This is a genomic window from Litorilituus sediminis (assembly GCF_004295665.1).
Classification (GTDB): Bacteria; Pseudomonadota; Gammaproteobacteria; order Enterobacterales; family Alteromonadaceae; genus Colwellia; species Colwellia sediminis.
This window is the reverse complement of record NZ_CP034759.1, coordinates 3,494,321-3,511,306: the sequence shown is the minus strand read 5'-3', so window position 1 is coordinate 3,511,306 and position 16,986 is coordinate 3,494,321. Positions and strand designations below refer to the sequence as shown.

The following is a 16,986-nucleotide window of genomic DNA, read 5'->3' as shown; positions in this document are numbered from 1 at the left end:
ATTAGGACAGCCTACATTGCTTGCTTGACTGTGTAAGGTATGTCGCGCAAAATTCATGGGGATTTGAAAGATTAACAATATAATAACATTTACTATTGAGAACTTTTCTATGAAAAAACTTACCAAGTTACTAATGTTACCTGCGTTAGCATTAGCTACAAATACCGCCACTGCCGATGAAGGCATGTGGCAACCTCACCAACTACCAAGTATTGCCAAGCAACTAACCCAAGCAGGTTTAAAGTTAAACCCTAATGATTTAACTGATTTAACTGGCTTTCCTATGGGCGCTATCGTAAGCCTAGGTGGCTGTACCGCTTCATTTGTTTCAGATCAAGGCTTAGTTGCAACTAACCACCACTGTGTCTATGGTTCAATTCAATACAACTCAACTGAAGATAATAACTTACTGAAAAATGGTTTCTTAGCAAAATCATTTGCTGAAGAAGTGCCTGCGACACCAGGTAGTCGCATTTATGTTACTGAAGAAATTACTGAAGTTACCGATTTAGTTAAAGCTGGCTTAAACGACAAGATGTCAGGTAGTGATCGTTACAAAGCCATTGATAAAAACTCTAAAACCTTAGTAGCTGAATGTGAGAACGATGATAGATATCGTTGTAGCGTGGTTAATTTTCACGGCGGCTTAGAATACTATTTATTTAAGCAATTGATGATCCGTGATGTCCGCTTAGTACACGCACCAGCAAGCAGTGTTGGCAAATACGGCGGTGATATTGATAACTGGATGTGGCCACGCCACACAGGTGACTATGGTTTCTACCGCGCTTATGTTGGTAAAGATGGTCAACCAGCCGACTTTAGCAAAGACAACGTACCTTACAAGCCTAAGCACCACCTGAAAGTAAACAAAAGTAGTGTTGATAACGGCGACTACATCATGGTGTTAGGCTACCCAGGTAGAACTAACCGTTACCGCACAGCTTATGAGGTAGAAAACACCTTTACTTGGACTTACCCGCAAGCGAAAGCTTACCGTGAAGAAATTATTGATTTAATTCATACACACTCTGAAGAAGGTAGCGATGCCCGTATAAAGTATGAAAGCACTTTAGCAGGCTTAGCTAACTACGCAAAAAACTATGGCTCGATGATCCACAGTTTCAACAAGGGTACTTTCTTTGAGCGTAAAAAATCGTTAGAAGCAAAACTTGCCAAGTGGGTAAATAGTGATAGCCAGCGTAAAGCTAAATATGGTGACGCATTATCTGGTTTAGACAAGCTATTAAAAGAAGATGATAAGCAACAAGCTCGCGACTTAATCTTAGGTTACATGCGTTACAACAAAATGTTATCTACAGCACAAAGATTACACCGCTTAGCTGTTGAAAAGCAAAAGCCTAACTTAGCGCGTGAACGTGGTTATCAAGAGCGTGATATTGCTCGCTTCGAACAAGGCATGAAATCTGTTGATCGCCGCTACGACGAGCAAATCGATAAAGAAATCTTAATCGCTATGCTAACGCATTACGTCGCTTTAGAAGGAAGTGCTCGCATCACAGCCTTTGACAAATTCTTTGGCTTAAGTGGTGTAACCGCGAAGAACTTTGATGAAAACGCGCTACGTAACAAGCTTGATAAAATGTACAAGAAAACTGAACTTGCCTCACAAGAGCAACGTTTAGCTTGGATGAATAAATCAGTCGCTGATTTTGAACAAAGCCAAGACCCATTTATCAAGTTAGCAGTAGCTAGCTTTACGGAGCGCAAAGCTATAGAAGATACCGCCAAAGAGTTATCAGGTAATATTCAAGCTTATCGCCCTAAATACATGGCGGCATTAATTGCCTACTTTAACGATAATAACTTACCTGTTTACGCTGATGCTAACAGCACACTGCGTATTACCTACGGTAATGTTAAAGGGTATGCACCACAAGACGGCATGGTAGCACTGCCTTATACCACGCTTGAAGGTATCGTTGCTAAAGATACCGGCGTAGCACCATTTGATGCACCGAAAAAGCAATTAGATTTAATCAACAAAAGATATTACGGTGGTTATGAGAAGCCAGCTATCGGTTCAGTACCTGTAAACTACTTAGGTACACTTGATATTACTGGTGGTAACTCAGGCTCACCAACATTAAACGATAAAGCTGAATTTGTTGGCTTAGTGTTTGATGGCGTATACGAAAGTATTATCGGTGATTGGGATTACGATACTAAATTAAACCGTTCAATTCACGTTGATGTGCGCTACATGCTTTGGGTTATGGAGTATGTTGATGGTGCTACCAACTTAATTGAAGAAATGGATATTGTTGAATAAGCATCCCCAAAATATAACAATAAAAATCCGGACTTAGCCGGATTTTTATTGTTAAGTGCATTTCAGCTTAACGCCGTAAACCAACTAACCTCAGTTACACACCCTTACTGGCAGCCAGCTTTTCTTCATAAGCCGCGATGAGTTGGCTATTTAACTCCATTAATTGCGCTGTCAGCGCTTCTTTTTGACGTTGTGCCGCTTCAGACTCATCTGACTCTAACTTAGCCAGTTGCTCTTTTACTTCGCGAATTTGCTCCTTTAATTGCTTTATGATTCTGTCATAAGGATCTAGGCTAGCTTCATCCGTTTCTTCGCTTTTGTTTGAACTCGAACGTAATTGGCTAGAAATCTCTTGTCCTAGCCTACGCTTTTCTTCTCGTAACTGCTCTTGCCCCTGCTCAGACAATTGCACTTTAATACCACTCTCCCTTTTGACTGACTGGGTACTTTCTTTTACTTGCTTTTCTTCGCTAACTTTTGCTGTCACAGCTGTGCTTGATGCGGCGCTTGCGAGGGAGTAGTTAGCTAAATATGATGTGCTACTAACATTATCCATAATGTAAAGCTCTTACTAAGGTGATGATGAGTTATATATCGGCTAATTAGTCATTCTCTTGAGTTTTTCTTAAATCACTATGGCGTGTACTCGACTTTTTTCTTGCCGGTTGTTCTATTACCGTTTCTATGGTTTTTTCTACCATAGGATCAGGCGCAAACATCTGGACAAGCAGGCCAAAAGCAACGGCAACTGAGCGGCGCTTTTTAGCAAAACTAATCAGCAGCTTTGCCAAAAAAGCAAACACACAAAATGCTAGCCAAGGGGCTAACGCCAAAAAGAAAAAATCCTGCATTGTTTTATTCCTAACATTACTAATAATCACAAAAATCACAAAGCGCACGCGCTAAGTCGCGTGAGCAAAAATTGAAGATGTATTAAGTTAGGGAGTGCTCTGGAGTCTCTAGAGGTGCTTGAAAACGTACGGGTAAGTCAGCTAGTTGATATTGACGGGTTTTTAATGAGGTAAAGACATCCGCTTGAACCTTGATGGCAACCAGTTGTTGCTGCCAATGTAATTGAGCTTGCTTTACCTGCTCATCAAACGGCAGAGTTAACTGGGCAATAAGCTGGCCAAGCAAGGTTTGCTGCGCTTGTTTTTGCTTTAGCCAATTAGCAAGGCTTACCTTTAATGGTGACTTATCTATACAATGAATAACTTCAACATTGTTTAGCTTGTTATCCGTTAAGGCTAAGCTGGGGTAATTTACTTGAACAAATGAGGCGACTGTCGCCGCCAAAGCAGGATTAACACTGAGAGAAACCAAAAGTACAATAACTATTTTGGCAATAAGTTGCTGCATTTTTCCCCTCATTCGTTAATTAGTTGCTTGTTTAGATACCATTAGAATGAGGGCAAGTTATATTTTTTCAAGAAAAAGCCTCAATCATTTGAGGCATTCGAGGCATTTGAGGCTTTTTCATTGAAACTCAGCATTATTAAGTCAAACTAATACTATACCTCAGTGATTGCTTGCCATTTAGCAATAGCATCTGGATGACAGTTTTTAGATTTAATATAAAGATTAAGCAACTGCAGTTCATTACTTTGCTTTTCTTCCACAGGGTTTGCTAAAACTTCAATTAAGGAAATACCATCAACATTAAGTGTTGTTAAGAAGTAATCACTAAAATCAGCCACGCTCTTACAGGTTGTACTTTGTCCTTGATACGCGGCAATAAGTTTATGAACGTCAAATTGTGCATCATTGCAGTGATAAATATCGCCATCACCGCTTTTACCTAAATGAAATATATTATTGCGCATATAAACAATCGTGACATTAGTCTGATCTTTTAAAAAGTGGATCAATTCATTTAACTGAAAGTGAAAACCACCATCACCAATAATAACCACCGCACGCTCTGTATCACCTAATGATTTTAACCGCTGTGCAATCACCCTAGCATAAGGTAAGGCTGTTCCCATCGCGCCATACCAAGGGTTAGTTAACCAGCTACGTCCTAACTGAGAGTCACGTACTTTTAAGCTATAACTGGCAAAATAGGAGTTACCCACTTCTGGCAAATACACTAAGGTTTTATCCGTTTGCTGCTGAATGCTATTTAAGGTATGCGCCAGATTATTAAAATCAATCTCTTCCGTTGAGCTCGCTGCTTTTTGCGCTTTTTCGGCATTAGCTTGGTAAGCAAATGGTTGAATATCACAAGTTAGTAACTGTTTAAAAATCTCTACTAAGTCTTTTTCCAGTAACGAGCCACCTTTTAGCAAGGTTTTATTGGCAAAACTTTCTATTTTATGAGTGCCTGTGGCAAAGGCAATATTACAATCTTGCGCGAAAATACTGGTAGCAACATCAATAACATAATCAACTTCTTTTTCAATATAGTCTCGACCTGATGTTTGCGTAAACACGCCATTATAAGCCCCTAGTGACAATGGCTCATATTCATCAAATAACCCTTTAGCAAACCAAGATGTTGCATAAGGAATATTAAATTTGTTAGCAAACTCAATAACTAATGCTTTTAAAATACTATTGTGTTTAAGCCTGTCACCTATATAGAGTATAGGTTTTTTAGCATGTTTTAGTTTATCAACAATACTTGCGACAACCAGCTCTGTACCGCCTAATATGTTACCGCCACAGCAAATATTATCTAAACTACTAGGTAACTTTAATGATTGCGTTTTAGCAAACACTTGATCTCTTGGTACTTCAATAAATACTGGTTGTTTATTTTTATAGGCTTCAGCAACAATCTGATAAAAACGCTGCCCGGCAATATTAGGGTGCCCTGCTAACCTTTGCCCTTGCAAACGCTCTACGCGCATGCCCAAAGCAGAAAACGCTTCTAAGGCATTATCATATTCAGCTTTCCAAGAAGCATTAGGGTGAATGGTGTGATGAATAGCCAGTTTATTTACCTCACTTTCTGCCGGAGCACCTGAAATAAATACCACAGGTAAACCTTCAGTAACCGCTAATGCCGCCGCACTTGTACAAGGCAAACTTCCGACCATATAGGTTGTTAAGCAAAAGCCCATACCATCGACTTCTGCTTGCGCACAGGCAGAAAAGCCAGCATGCATTTCATTACTCGATGGACAAATATCCAGATCTTTATCCAAAGCGGCAATTAAGTTTGCGGCAAAATCACCACCAACACCATAAATGTGCTTACCACCAAAAAAGCGAATGACTTCGCTCATTGCTTCTCCTAATGTTGGCAGCTGATCGCTGTAGGCTTTACCAAAATTCAATTCATATGACATAGATAACCCAATTCAAATGTTTTAACTGATGCGCTAACTTTAAAAGGGATGACAATATTGAAGATGATCGAGATCATAGTTTGTTAATTTGCCTTAAAAGCAAGCAATGTTTGGGTGTTAAGACAGTTTTACACTGTTTGTAAACAAGGCTTACAGGCCATAAAAAAGCCAGCGATGACTGCAACGCTGACTTTTAGTTTGAATTGAATGAAATGTTGAATTTCGGTTAGTTAGCCTCAGGTTTGCATAAGAAATAGTGCTAAACTTTTTCAAATAGCAAAACAAAGCGATCGGTTTTTCTACGCAGCTCAGGAGTAAATACCGATTGGGTATAATCATCAGCAAGGTTTTCTAACATATTTGAGCGCTTAATGAGCTTAAAGCCACGCTGCTCTAACTCTTTAATGGCAAAATCAACTTCTATGCGATGAAGAGTTTGCACATCACGAATACCCGAGTCTTTTTCTGCATTATGATCAATAACCAAGAGTTTACCGCCTGGCTTTAACGACTTGAGTACCTGAGGCATCACTACATCAGCGCTAAAGTTCCAGCCCGCTTGTTGAAAAAACATATCGTGAAAACCTAACACCAAAAAGGCACTATCATATTGCTGACTTTTAAGCTTAAGATCATCAGCTTCACTTAATAAATAATCAACATTCTTGAGTCGGTTATTAGCAAGTCGCTCATCTAAACTTTTCTTGGCATACGTTAGGTAAGCGTTCGGAATCTGCAAGGTTACCCGCCCTTGCTCTCCTACTGCTCGTGATAATAGCTCTGAGTAATAGCCGCCACCGGCCAATAAATCCAGCACCTTATCCCCTTGCTTTACTTGGGCAAATTGAATTATTTCAATCGGTTTTCTACCTGCATCTTGCGCCATATCACTAGCGCTACGGTTTGATAAATCAACGAAGGCAAAACTGAATGTCGAAGCACTGGCTAAGCCAAATAGCAAAAGGCTGGCGAATGTTTTAGCTAAAGTATTTTTTGTCATTATTATTGTCCTTGGCTATGAAAATTGCACAACAAATTAAACCAGGTTAATTTGTTGCTATAAGGACAGTCTATAACAAACTTTTATTTCAATGGCCGCTAAGATGTTTCAAGGTATGTAGCTAAAGCTTAACGTTCTCGAACAAAAGTACTTTTTACTAAGCTATTTAACAGCAGCTCTGACTTAACACAGCTAAATTTTAGCTTGTTAGTTAAACGAGAAAATAGCGGAATTCCACCGCCTAATAATACTGGAATGGTGGTGATAACCATTTCATCAATTAAATCTGCTTTGAGAAAATTTTGTATGGTGACACCGCCATCTATGTATAAGTTTTTAAAACCCGCATGATTTAAATTAGTGACAATATCTTTAATATCACCTTGTAGTAAGCTCGCTTTATCTTGATAGTCCGCTGGAAGTTGCTCTAGGGAATGAGATAAAACAAAAACAGGTTTACTATAAGGCCAATCGCCAGCAAAAGATGCAACTAACTCAAAGGTATTTCTCCCCATAATCAGCGCATCGACTCTTGCCATATGTTCGCTAAAACCTAAATCTGAATTACCTGGGTTATCAACTTCATGCAGCCAATCAACAGCATTATTTTCATCGGCAATATAACCATCTAAACTGGTGGCGATATAAACTATATTAGCCATAGTTAATTCCTGTATTTGCTCCTATATTTACCATTAATATCCAGTGACATAATTAACCTCAACTAGCTATAACCTCTTGACTTAGTTCGATTTAGCACTATTTATTATGCAAACCTGAGGTTATTAGAAAAATGCCTGTATACCCGTTTGCGCTCTACCTAAAATAAGTGCATGGACATCATGGGTGCCTTCATAGGTATTAACCGCTTCTAAATTCATAACATGACGAATAATATGAAACTCATCACTAATACCATTACCGCCATGCATATCTCTTGCTTGTCTTGCTATTTCAAGTGCTTTGCCACATGAGTTACGTTTTATCAACGATATTGCTTCAACCGCTAACTCATTAGCGTCCATTAGTCGGCCAACTTGTAAACAGGAAAGTAAACCTGTGCTAATTTCAGTTTGCATATCGGCAAGTTTTTTCTGGATAAGCTGAGTCGCGGCCAGCGGTTTACCAAACTGCTCTCTATCTAAGGTATATTGTCTGGCGCCATGCCAGCAAAATTCTGCAGCACCAAGTGCCCCCCAAGCAATACCGTAGCGTGCTTTATTTAAACAGCCAAACGGGCCTGATAAACCTTTAGCATGCGGCAACATATTCTCTTCTGGCACAAAAACGTTATCCATCACTATTTCGCCAGTTATTGATGCCCGTAATGAAAACTTACCTTCAATTTTAGGTGCCGATAAGCCAGCCATGCCCTTCTCTAAAATAAAGCCACGAATAACATCATCAAGTTTAGCCCAAACAATAAAGACGTCAGCTACCGGTGAGTTAGTGATCCACATTTTACTGCCGTTAACTTGATAACCACCATCAACCTTCACCGCTTTTGTTGCCATACTGGCAGGATCTGAGCCTGAATTAGGCTCAGTTAAACCAAAACAGCCAATAAACTCACCACTCGCAAGTTTGGGCAGATATTTCATTTTTTGCGCTTCGCTGCCGTAAGCATGAATAGGATGCATAACCAAAGATGATTGTACGCTCATAGCGCTGCGATAACCGCTATCAACACGCTCTACCTCTCGGGCAATTAAACCGTAACTTACGTAGTTTACATTAGCGCAGCCATACTTCTCTTCAATGGTTGCCCCAAGTAAACCAAGTTCGCCAAACTCTTTCATAATATCAACATCAAAGTGTTCGTCTCGGTTTGCCATTAAAATACGTGGCATCAATTTTTCTTGGCAATATTGATGAGCACTATCTCTTATTAAGCGCTCTTCTTCACTAAGCAAAGAATCCAATAACAAAGGGTCTTGCCAATTAAAGGCGACTTTTTTAGCTGATTTTGTTTGAGAAGAGGTAGTTGACATAAATATTGCCCTTGTTGACTGGCGAAACTATCGAGCCTGAAATAGTAATTGAAATCCCCCCTAAGTCAATTTAAAGCAGCCGACATCATGCGATAGAACAATAAATGCAGCAACATTGTCGCAAACAAACCTAAGCACTTCTTACACTTTCTTACCAAGCTCAGACAGTTTCTCGACATTTAGGTTACTGAAACAAACACCCCCTATCGGCAAAATATCGCTATAACCTAACGACACTAACTCGCACATTCAATACATCAGGGAAATTATGAATACTCTTAGCATATCAACACTAGCCTTTGCTATTAGCGCGGCTCTTCTTAGCCCACAAAGCTTAGCTCAATCTCAATCGAGTGACGGCACAGATAGCGGCAAAGGAAAAAAAGACCAAGGTATTGAAGTGATTGAGGTTACCAGTAGACGCAATCAAGCCAATACCGAAATGACCGAAGAAACAGAGTTACTGCTCAATGTAGCAGGTATTGGTGGCGATCCGCTGTCTGCGGTTTATAGTATGCCCGGCATAGTTTACGCGGGTGGCGATGCCGGTGGTGAGCCAGCCGTACGCGGCTCATCTCCCGAAGATAATGCCTTTTATATCGATGACATGCCGGTGGGTTATATTTTTCACTTATTTGGCGACAGTATTTTTAACGAAAACCTTATTCGTGACTTTCAATTACACCCTGCTGCCTTTGGCAGTGAATATGGCAATGCTACCGGCGGTATCTTTGACGTACAATTAAGAGATCCTCGCCATCAAGACATTACCACGACCCTTGATTTAAGTATGCTTAGAAGCGGCATTATGCTCGAAGGGGAAGTCACTGAAGATCAAGCCTTTTATCTATCGTATCGCCGTAGTCAAATGCATTTATTCTTACCAGAAGGCGAAGAAGATGAAGGCTATACCATATTTAAAGCGCCCATTAGTGACGACTATCAAGCAAAATATCAATGGCTAGCAGGTGATAAGCACAAGTTAACCTTTAGTGCGGCTGGGGCAAGTGATGTTGGCGGCGTTAATATTTCTGAGCAATCAGAAGCTGGTCGCATCGATCCTGACTCCATTGGCGATTTTAAAATGAAAACTAAGTTCGACAGTCAAAGCCTTTCTTGGCAGTACTTTGGTGATGAACAAAAAATTATGCACTTAGTCGCTGGTCATAATGTCGAAAAAACCGATGAGTATTTTGGCCAAGAACAATTTATTAAAATTGATGAAGAAGAATATAGCCTAAGGTTTTTCTATCAATTAGCCTGGTTAGAAAACCATAAACTCGGTTTTGGCTTGGATTACAACAAAACTGATGTTGACTATAGCTTTGATATCATTCCCTACTACTGTACTGATCACGATGCTGACTGTAACGAACAAAAAGGCGAACGAATTCAGGATAACACTAACTTAAGTGTTGAGAATATTGCCGTCTATTTAGATGAAACCTGGAACATTAACCCACACTGGCAAATGGTTTTAGGCGTTCGTGCTGAGCGTAATGATTACACCGAGCAAAGCTTTGTTCACCCGAGATTTTCACTCAGCTGGTTTACCACTGACAATCTCACCATTACCGCCAAAGCCGGTAGCTATAGTCGCTTCCCCGATATATCAACCGCACTAAGAAAAATCGGTAATCCGAAAATAAAATCACCGCAAGCTGAGCATTACTCGCTCGGCTTTGAATATCAAGTCACTGATTTATGGTTTACCAGTATCGATATTTATCATAAAGAATTAGGCGAGCTAGCACGCTCAGTTGATGAAGATGCAGATAATGCCGACTTGCGTTACACCAATGATTTATCAGGCAATGCCCAAGGGGTTGAGTGGGTAGTTAAACGCGAACGAGATAACGGCTGGTATGGCTGGGCATCACTGAGCTGGTCAAAAAGTGAAAGAACCGATGATATTACCAAGGTTACCAGCGAGTACTACTTAGATACCCCGCTACTGGCCAATGTAGTTGCCAATTATCAGCTGAACGAGCAATGGAACTTTGGTCTTCGCTTTACCCTGCGAAGTGGCGCCAAGTACACGCCTATTGTCGGCTTAAGGCAAAACCCAGATTATCCCGAGCACTACTTACCTAATTATGGCGAACTTAACTCGAAAACACTGCCTGTTTATCACAGATTAGATTTAGAGGCCAAGTATAGCACTCAATACTGGGGACAAAATGCCGAGTGGACCTTTGCAATGATCAATGCCATGGCACAGGAAAATATCTCTGGTTACTATTATGAGCCAAAAGATGGCGACAGCCCAGAAAACTACACTATCTCAGGAGAAGAAAATATTGGCATCTTCCCTTATATAGGTTTAAAAATGACCTTTTAGGCGATGCCTTAAGTAAGGCGCTTACATTTTTTAAACAATAAAGCAGCACGGGATAAAGCACGTTTTAGTTACATTGTGATAACATGTTGTCACTTTCTAACTAATAATACGTGCTCATGATCCGCAAAACATTACTGTCTATTATAGCTCCCTTGCTGCTGAGCTTTTTATCATTAATTTTTTGCCCTAACAGCTATGCAGAGCAAACCGAGCAAGCAAGCGACACAGCAGCTGAGCAAAACAGTAATGGCCCCGTTGTTAAAGATGAGTTTGAATGGCAATTTATTTTAGATCTATCCGTAGTATACGATCCGAAAATTATTGCCGGTATAGAGCAAGAAGATCCTTGGCACTATTTTATGCCGGGCGTGTTGGTTGATTTATCTTATAAAGGCTTTTTTTTACAAAGTAACCAACGCCGCTCTAACATGCTGTTTGGCGGAATTGAATTTGGCTATCAACTATTAGTTAAAGACAATTGGCAGCTAGATCTGATCGGTAAAGCCTATATGCAGGGCTATGATTCAGAGTCATTAATTGAATATGGCGGCGGCGATGAAGATCTTATTGAGGGCTTGCGCGAGCGAGATGGTACGGCAGGCATAGCGCTAAGATATTCCTATTATTTTCCAGATGCACTTTTCACCCTAGATTTAGCATCAGCTCATACCGGTGATGATGAAAATGGCGATCATGTGCAAGGCTTTATCTTTGATAGTTTCTATAGTTACTTACTACCCTATCGAAACTGGGACATTTATTTAGGCGCCGGACTCACTTATTACAGCCAAAATATAGTTGATTATTATATTGGTGTTAGCGCCAGCGAAGTCAAAGAAGGTAGACCTGAATATACCGCAGATGATGGCTTTCGTACCCAGCTAGAAATCTATGCACAACATCCAATCTCTGCCAATTGGTCATTTAATACCGGTATTACCCACAGCATCTTTTCAAGTAATGTAAAAGATAGCCCTATTGTCGACACTAATCACATTACTCAGGTAATGGTCGGGGTACTTTATGTATTCTAGTGCTGGCAAAGGATTTGCCTTATTAATACCCATATTTGCTTATCTTAGTCATAGCACTGTATGGGCAAATAGTCAGGTGCAAACTGACAATATGCCGTTAGCCGCGGCTTTAGCACAGGTAAGTAAAGATAAACAAGCAAAGCTTAATGATGTCAGCAAAGTTAACTTTGTCGCTCAACCGGCGCAATGCGTCACTCTGCGCCAAGGCAGGGATTGCTTTGCCAGCATACAACTAACTTGGCAAAGTGAAAACAGCCAAAGCATTTGCCTTTATCAGCAAGGTAAAGAGCAAGCATTAAAATGCTGGCAAGGTTTAACACGAGCGCAATATGCGCTTGAATTTGAATCAAATGAAAGCGTCATTTATCAACTAAGAACGCCGACAAACAGTCAAGTGATTGCAGAAACAGATATAACCGTCAGCTGGCTTCACAAGCGCACAAGTCGCAAACGTCGCTGGCGATTATTCTAACCGTAAAAGAGAAATTATTATGGCACATATATTATTGGTTGAAGATGACATAAGTTTAGCTACTTGGGTACGTGAATATCTACAAGAACAAGAGTTCACTGTGACTCATGTCGCCAGAGGCGATCAAGTAATGGATGTTATATTAGAGCACACCATAGATTTAGTGCTATTGGATGTCATGTTACCCGGCTTAAACGGCATCGAAGTATGTCGTTTAATTCGTCAGCATAAGCAACTGCCCATTATTATGCTGACGGCTCGCGCCGATGAATTTGATGAAGTTATTGGCCTAGAAGCCGGCGCTGATGACTATGTAATAAAACCTGTCAGACCAAGAGCCCTATTAGCAAGAATTAATAGACAACTTAGTAGCAATCAAAGCCAAACACATTCACCACAGGAATTAGTGTTTGGCGAGCTTTGTATCAATCAAGACGCTAAGCGGGTAACCTATCAAGGTAAAGAGATTGACCTGTCGACAAGTTTATTCTCATTCCTTAGCTATTTAGCAGAACGAGCTGGCACAGTGGTAGATCGTGATTCAGTATTTAAAGCACTGAAAAAGCGCGAATATGACGGCCAAGATCGCCGCTTTGATGTTATGCTGTCCACGTTAAGAAAAACCTTTAATGACGACCCACAAAAGCCACAGAAATTTAAAACGGTTTGGGGCAAAGGTTACTTATTTGTTAGTGATGCCTGGCAAGATAATACACAAAAGAGTGAATAAGTAACGTTTATGCGCGCACTGTATCTGAGTATTATCTTTACCGTATTAGGATCGCTGTTTTTTATTGGCTGGGGCCTAGACAAGCTTGCTGAATATGCTGAACAAACCCAAGAGAGCATACAAGATAGCTCAAGTGCGCTGGTCTCTATTTACCGTCAAGTCATTAACGGCTTCGTTGAAGAACTCAACTTAACGACTGAAGCAGATTTACCCGCGAAATTAACGCAATTAACCCAGCAGTATCAAGTCTCGGCAACCATAGTGCTGGCAGAAAATGTCGCACTGCCAGAATCGCTTGCTAAAGAGTTAAAACTAAAGGGTGGCCTACTGTTAGCGAGTGATCAACGACAATACTTGTTGGAAGAAATCAGCGCTTACCCCAAATACTTAGTACAGCTCAACTTACCTGCTGAGCCAGAGCACAATAGTCCATTTAATTTTATTTTAACGCTAGCGCTTTACTTAGGTATTTGTATTATTTTGATTTTATGGCTATTTCCTTTAACAAGACGCCTTTACTTACTTAATAGTGCAGCAGCAAAAATTGGTGCAGGACAACTCGACGCACGCATCAACCCCAGCCGTTTTTCTTATATAAAAATGCTAGAGAAAAGTTTTAATAATATGGCGGCGCAAATAGAAAAACTGGTGGCTGATAATAAAATTTTAGCGCGAAGTTTATCCCATGATATTCGCACCCCCATGGCTTGTTTACGTTTTGGTTTAGAGGCTGCAATTGACACCCCTAAGCTAGAAAAAAAGAACCATTACCTTAACCGTATGGATCATGAATTAACCCGCATGGAAGATATGACCAGCGCTTTTCTCGACTACGCCTCAATGGAGCGCCAAGCACTACACCTTAAAAAACAAAGTGTTGTGCTTGAGGAGTTATTACAATCTGTCATTTTTGATTGTCAGCCATTAACGCAAGACGATATTACCTTAGACTTAGTATCGCTTGTGCCTGATAATCTAACCTGCTCTCTCGACTACCATTGGTGCTATCGAGCCTTAACCAATTTAGTGTCTAATGCCATCAGCTATGCTCGTAGCCAAGTGTTGATAACCCTGTTTATTCGTCAAAAGAAAATTATCATCACCATAGAAGATGATGGCAAGGGTATTGCGCCAGATAAGCTAGATATTATCTTTACACCATTTGTAAAATTAGATGCGGAAAGACCAAGAGAGCATGGCCACTTTGGTTTAGGGTTAGCCATTTGTGCCAAAGTAATGCATTGGCACCAAGGCACTATCAAAGCCAGTGCCAGTAAACAATTTTCAGGGGCTTGCTTTACCTTAACTCTACCGAATAAATAATGCCTTACTACGCTAACCTAAGTAACGCTAGCCTAACTAACAGACAAAAATCATTCTCCCGACTCGCCTTGAGGGCTGCAAATAAAAAACTACTGCAATTCGCAATAAAAAAAATGTAGAATGTTGTAACAAACCATTGGGAGCGTAATAAGGTCTTTTAACCAACCTTGCTATCAGCCCTGCAAGAACAACCTCAATATAGATTTATAAAAGCAATAATATGGATAAGTTTAATTCATCAATTAGCCAGGATATAGCGCTACTATTAACGCACTATGCTTATGACTTTTCACAGGCAAGCATCTCACCATTAGGAAATGGCCATATCAACAGTACCTACAAGCTATCAACGCCAGAGCATGAGTTTGTTTTACAAAGAATCAATCATGACGTGTTTCCACAGCCAGTTGCACTATGTCAAAATGCCCAGCTGATTAATGATTACCTTGCTAAACAAAAGTTACTGAACGAGTATCCTTTACAGGTGCCAAAGCAATTATTAAGCAATGCTGGTGACAGCGCTGTCAAGGTTAATGATTACTACTGGCGCTTAATGGAGTTTATTCCTGAATCTCACACGCTTGAGCAAGTATCAACACCTGAGCAAGCAGCCTTGGTTGCCCAAGCATTTGCGCAATTTAGTTGTACTTTATCTGATTTTTCCGCTGAAAAATTAACCGTTATCATTAAAGACTTTCACGATATTCGCTTTAGAATGGCACAGCTAACACAAGCTGTGGCAGATGATCACTGTAATCGTTTAGCCCAATGTCAGTATTTGGTTGATTTTTGTTTTGAACAACAAGCATTTATCGAACAAGTTATCAGTATTAGTGACAAATTACCTGTGCATGTTACTCATAATGACACCAAGATAAACAACCTATTATTCTCACGTGCAAGCAATCAACCATGTGCTGTTATTGACTTAGATACCTGCATGCCAGGCCTACTAATGCATGACTTTGGCGATATGGTACGTACTTGCTGTAGTAATCTAGCTGAAGATGATACCAGTACTGAGGAAATGGAGTTAAATCTCGATATTTTTCAAGCGCTCATCATTAATTATCAAAATACCTTTGGCGATAAAATGACACCATTAGAGCGTGAAAGTCTTATTATTGGCGCACGTTTACTACCCTTTATTATTGGCACGCGATTTTTAACCGATCACCTTAATGGCGATAACTATTTTCATGTTAGCCGAGAGAACCACAACTTAGATAGAGCGATAAGCCAAATTCAACTATACAAGTTAGTAACACAAGCAGAGCCGAAACTACGCGAGCTTGCGCAATATCAATTAACCAAAGCTAGCTAGCTTACTACTTATCAACTTAGCACTGAGTTTGCGCAGTCAGTGCTAAAATATTCTGCTGAGCATCAACTAACTGCTGACTTACCAATTTACCCTGCTTTATCGCCTCTGCTAACGTTATATGGCACATAGCACTGTGCTGCTCAGCAATCATAATATTACTTTTGCTTGATATGAGTGCTTGTACTGCGGCAACACCCATTTTAGTCGCTAAAATCCTGTCTTTTGCCACAGGTGAGCCACCTCGCTGAATATGCCCTAAAACACAAGCGGTGCACTCTATTCCTTGTTGTTGCAATTGCTGTGCTAATGCCGTGGCGCCGCCTTGCCATAGATTTTCGGCAATAACAATAATATAGCTAGAATGACGTTCTTGTTGCGCTTGCTTTATTTCTTTAGCAATAGTCACTAAGGTTTGCGTGGCATGCTGCGGTGAAAAGTTTTCAAATGAAAGCACCTGCTCTGCGGCACAAGCAATACCAACATTAAAAGTGATATGGCCACTGTGTCGTCCCATAAGTTCAACAATAAAAGCGCGTTCAAAGGCATCTGCGGTATCACGTATTTTATCTATTGCCTCAATAGCAGTATTAACCGCTGTAGCAAAGCCAATGGTAAAGTCAGTACCAGCTAAGTCATTATCTATGGTGCCTGGAATCCCTATAACCTGACCTTGCCAATATGCTTGTAAGGCTATAAGGCCAGTAAAGGAGCCATCACCTCCAACGACCACTAAAGCATCGATATTTTCTGCAGCTAAGGTATCTGCAGCAGCTTGCAAGCCTTGCTCTGTATGCATTTTAGGACAACGGGCACTTTTTAAAATAGTGCCACCACAATGAATAATGCCATTAACATCAGCTAAGGTGAGCACTTTACTTTGCTGCACGTATTCAGGCTCAATTAAACCATTGTAACCGTGATAAAAACCAACAACGTCAATATGGTAATGATGTGCAGCTAAAACCACAGAGCGAATTGCAGCATTCATACCTGGTGCATCACCGCCACTCGTTAAAATACCAATACGTTTCATATTCGCTTTTGTCATACCTCTTCCTTTTGCCACAACAGACTTTTCTTTTTAATACACCTGACACTAATACCAAATTGCTATAATGCATTGCAAGTAACTATGTCCAACTTATTAGCTCGCGCATAAAAAAGCTGATAACACCTAAGGCACTA

Annotated in this window: 15 protein-coding genes; 7 read left to right on the top strand and 8 right to left on the bottom strand. The window is 40.4% G+C overall.

The features are described from left to right. Positions 1–109: 109 nt before the first annotated feature. Positions 110–2,293 carry a S46 family peptidase gene (locus tag EMK97_RS15600; protein ID WP_130603715.1) on the top strand — a complete coding sequence of 728 codons (2,184 nt, stop codon included), beginning with the start codon at positions 110–112 and terminating at the stop codon, positions 2,291–2,293. Positions 2,294–2,387: 94 nt separating this feature from the next. Here the strand turns inward: EMK97_RS15600 and EMK97_RS15595 are convergent, their stop codons facing one another. From EMK97_RS15595 to EMK97_RS15565, 7 genes are all read right to left on the bottom strand, one after another. Further along, positions 2,388–2,849: a hypothetical protein gene (locus EMK97_RS15595; protein WP_130603714.1), complete on the bottom strand. Its 462-nt coding sequence runs from the start codon at positions 2,847–2,849 to the stop codon at positions 2,388–2,390. Between the two features lie 46 nt (positions 2,850–2,895). Further along, the gene (locus tag EMK97_RS15590) at positions 2,896–3,144 is read right to left on the bottom strand and encodes a hypothetical protein (RefSeq protein WP_130603713.1); all 249 of its coding nucleotides are present in this window, start codon (positions 3,142–3,144) and stop codon (positions 2,896–2,898) included. Between the two features lie 82 nt (positions 3,145–3,226). Further along, a complete protein-coding gene (locus EMK97_RS15585) occupies positions 3,227–3,652 on the bottom strand; it encodes a hypothetical protein (RefSeq protein WP_130603712.1) in 426 nt (141 codons plus the stop codon). A gap of 152 nt (positions 3,653–3,804) precedes the next feature. Continuing rightward, on the bottom strand, positions 3,805–5,586 hold the full coding sequence (locus EMK97_RS15580) for a thiamine pyrophosphate-dependent enzyme (RefSeq protein WP_246028810.1): 1,782 nt from the start codon (positions 5,584–5,586) through the stop codon (positions 3,805–3,807). A gap of 259 nt (positions 5,587–5,845) precedes the next feature. Then, the gene (locus EMK97_RS15575) at positions 5,846–6,586 is read right to left on the bottom strand and encodes a class I SAM-dependent methyltransferase (RefSeq protein ID WP_130603711.1); all 741 of its coding nucleotides are present in this window, start codon (positions 6,584–6,586) and stop codon (positions 5,846–5,848) included. 128 nt (positions 6,587–6,714) lie between these two features. Next, on the bottom strand, positions 6,715–7,248 hold the full coding sequence (locus EMK97_RS15570) for a dihydrofolate reductase family protein (protein ID WP_130603710.1): 534 nt from the start codon (positions 7,246–7,248) through the stop codon (positions 6,715–6,717). A 123-nt stretch (positions 7,249–7,371) separates the two neighbouring features. Continuing rightward, the gene (locus EMK97_RS15565; RefSeq protein WP_130603709.1) at positions 7,372–8,577 is read right to left on the bottom strand and encodes an acyl-CoA dehydrogenase; all 1,206 of its coding nucleotides are present in this window, start codon (positions 8,575–8,577) and stop codon (positions 7,372–7,374) included. A 268-nt stretch (positions 8,578–8,845) separates the two neighbouring features. Here EMK97_RS15565 and EMK97_RS15560 point away from each other — a divergent pair, with 268 nt between their 5' ends. From EMK97_RS15560 to EMK97_RS15535, 6 genes are all read left to right on the top strand, one after another. Then, positions 8,846–10,918 (top strand): TonB-dependent receptor plug domain-containing protein, encoded by a 2,073-nt coding sequence (locus EMK97_RS15560; RefSeq protein ID WP_130603708.1) that lies wholly within the window; start codon positions 8,846–8,848, stop codon positions 10,916–10,918. 116 nt (positions 10,919–11,034) lie between these two features. Continuing rightward, positions 11,035–11,952: a MipA/OmpV family protein gene (locus tag EMK97_RS15555; protein ID WP_130603707.1), complete on the top strand. Its 918-nt coding sequence runs from the start codon at positions 11,035–11,037 to the stop codon at positions 11,950–11,952. After that, entirely contained in the window at positions 11,942–12,424 is a 483-nt protein-coding gene (locus EMK97_RS15550; protein WP_130603706.1) for a DUF3019 domain-containing protein, read from the top strand. Before EMK97_RS15555 ends, EMK97_RS15550 begins: the two co-directional genes overlap by 11 nt. A 19-nt stretch (positions 12,425–12,443) precedes the next feature. Next, the gene (locus tag EMK97_RS15545) at positions 12,444–13,154 is read left to right on the top strand and encodes a response regulator (protein WP_130603705.1); all 711 of its coding nucleotides are present in this window, start codon (positions 12,444–12,446) and stop codon (positions 13,152–13,154) included. A 9-nt stretch (positions 13,155–13,163) separates the two neighbouring features. Then, positions 13,164–14,477 carry an ATP-binding protein gene (locus tag EMK97_RS15540; protein ID WP_130603704.1) on the top strand — a complete coding sequence of 438 codons (1,314 nt, stop codon included), beginning with the start codon at positions 13,164–13,166 and terminating at the stop codon, positions 14,475–14,477. Between the two features lie 220 nt (positions 14,478–14,697). Next, complete coding sequence (locus EMK97_RS15535) at positions 14,698–15,801, top strand: phosphotransferase enzyme family protein (RefSeq protein WP_130603703.1); 1,104 nt, start codon at positions 14,698–14,700, stop codon at positions 15,799–15,801. 16 nt (positions 15,802–15,817) lie between these two features. Here the strand turns inward: EMK97_RS15535 and EMK97_RS15530 are convergent, their stop codons facing one another. Then, entirely contained in the window at positions 15,818–16,849 is a 1,032-nt protein-coding gene (locus EMK97_RS15530; protein WP_130603702.1) for an ATP-dependent 6-phosphofructokinase, read from the bottom strand. Positions 16,850–16,986 lie beyond the last annotated feature (137 nt).